Consider the following 2,403-nt stretch of genomic DNA (forward strand, 5'->3'; position numbering starts at 1 on the left):
ACCTTTGCATGGTGGATTCAGAGTCCACAGCCTTACCGCTTGGCTACATCCCAATTTGGCTTGCTCTTATATTCTACGCTTTTTCATAAAAAAGTCAACCAGAATTTTCAAAATTTTATCAGATTTCCTTCCCCAGCGATCACGAAGTTCTCCCTTTTGATCCTTCATTTTATGTGCGTTCCGCTTTGTCGCTTCTTTTCTTATTTTGTTCGGATTCAGATTGAATGATCCCATTGAATGATCGCACGTGCTGTTCCTCATTTTATCTGACTAAGCCTCACTGGCAAAAATCCCTGCTTTACTTTTTGTACGGAAATTCTGGATCAAATCCAAACCGGGATGATGTTTATTCAGAACTGCTGCCAGCGGATTCTGCGTAAGGAATCCTGTTTGGAAATTGAAAAAAGGTTCATTTTTCAGTTTCGTTCCTCCCATAATCCCCGAAGCGTGTCCAACGCAGAAAATTCGACTGAAAAGTGTGCTAAAAAACGCCGTTTTCTGGAAAGATAAAATTGCACTTAGGGTTAACTTAAGGTACAATAAGAAAGGTTTTAGAAAAGGAAGCGTGAAAATGGAAAAAGTTAGAACTAGATTTGCACCCAGCCCAACCGGCTACATGCATATCGGAAATCTTCGCACAGCTCTTTACGAATATCTGGTCGCAAAAAAGGATGACGGAACCTTCATCCTGCGGATTGAAGACACCGACCAGGAACGTCTTGTCGAAGGTGCTGTCGATCTGATTTACACGACATTAAAGGAATGTGGTCTGGACCATGACGAAGGACCGGACGTCGGCGGCGATTATGGCTCGTATGTCCAGTCGGAACGCATGGCTTCCGGTATTTATAAAGAATATGCGGAAAAGCTGATCGAACTGGGCGGCGCGCATTACTGCTTCTGCAGCGAGGACGATATTCATCGTCAGAAGGAAGAAGCCGAAGCCAAAGGCGTCTCCTTCAAGTACAATGATCCCTGCCACAATATGACGCTGGAAGAAGCGCGGCAGCGGATTGCCAATGGCGAGAAATACGTTGTCCGGCAGAACATCCCGCTGACCGGCACCACTTCGTTTGACGATGAAGTTTACGGTCACATCGAAGTTGAAAACAGCATTCTGGATGAAAGCATCCTGTTAAAATCCGACGGATTCCCAACGTACAACTTCGCCAACATCATCGACGATCACATGATGAACATCACCCACGTCGTGCGCGGCAATGAGTATCTGTCGTCGACGCCGAAGTACAATCTGGTCTACCAGGCGTTTGGCTGGAACATCCCGAAATACATCCACCTGCCGCCGGTCATGAAAGATGAGCATCACAAATTAAGCAAGCGCAACGGCGACGCGTCGTTTCAGGATCTGGTAGCCAAAGGCTATCTGCCGGCCGCGATCCTCAACTACATCGCGCTGTTGGGCTGGTCGCCGGAAACGGAACAGGAAATCTACACCCTGGATGAATTGAAAAAAGCGTTCTCCGTCGAGCGCATCAGCAAATCGCCGGCGATCTTCGATATTGAAAAGCTGACGTGGATGAACGGCATGTACATCCGCAATCTGACGCTGGAGCAGTTCCATCAGCTGGCGCTGCCGCATCTGAAGAACGCCGTCAAGGGCGACTTTGACCTCGTAGAGATCAGCAAGATCCTGCAGCCGCGGGTGTCCACGCTCAATGAGATTGACGAAATGGTCGATTTCTTCAACGTTCTGCCGGAATATGACATCGCGATGTACACGCACAAAAAGATGAAGACCAATGCTGAAATTGCTCTGACTTCCCTGAAGCAGGCCCGCGAAGTGCTGGCAGCGCTGCCGCAGTGGAGCGAAGAAGCAATTCACGATTCCCTGATGAATCTGATTCAGGAATTGGGCATTAAGAATGGTCAGATGCTGTGGCCGGTTCGCACGGCCGTCAGCGGCAAGCAGTTCACCCCGGGCGGGGCGATTGAAATTGCTCACATTCTGGGCCAGGCGGAAACACTGCGCCGGATTGACACCGGCATTGCCAAACTGAGCGAACAGGCATAAGCCTTGTTTGTCTCTCCCCTGCCGCATCATAACCAAATCCCATAGTAAAGAAAGGTTGGAATACAATTATGGCTGGATATGTCGTCGTCGGATCCCAATGGGGTGATGAAGGAAAAGGAAAAATCGTTGACGTTTTGGGAGATAAAATGGACATGGTCGTCCGCTTCCAGGGCGGCAACAATGCCGGACACACCGTGGTCGTCGAAGGCGAGAAAACGGTTCTGCACTTACTGCCCTCGGGCGTTCTGCATCAGGACGCGCTGTGCGTCATCGGCCCGGGCGTCGTTGTCGATCCGTTTGTACTGCTGAAAGAGATCGACGAACTGGAGTCCCGCGGCGTAAACACGGAAGATCGGAAGAGCACACGTCTG

General features: G+C 49.6%; 2 protein-coding genes. Both read left to right on the forward strand.

What is annotated here, in order from left to right; translation table 11 throughout:
- Nucleotides 1-571: 571 nt before the first annotated feature.
- Nucleotides 572-2,032 carry a glutamate--tRNA ligase gene (gltX, locus tag AC5OW4_RS15045; protein WP_072684489.1) on the forward strand — a complete coding sequence of 487 codons (1,461 nt, stop codon included), beginning with the start codon at nt 572-574 and terminating at the stop codon, nt 2,030-2,032.
- 68 nt (nt 2,033-2,100) lie between these two features.
- A partial coding sequence (locus AC5OW4_RS15050) for an adenylosuccinate synthetase (RefSeq protein ID WP_493677194.1) occupies nt 2,101-2,403 on the forward strand: 303 nt, incomplete at its 3' end.

Source organism: Holdemania sp., assembly GCF_986127675.1.

Excerpts from the sequence above, each read along its gene's own strand:
- gltX (WP_072684489.1), top strand. The coding sequence starts at position 572 with ATGGAAAAAGTTAGAACTAGATTTGCACCCAGCCCAACCGGCTACATG.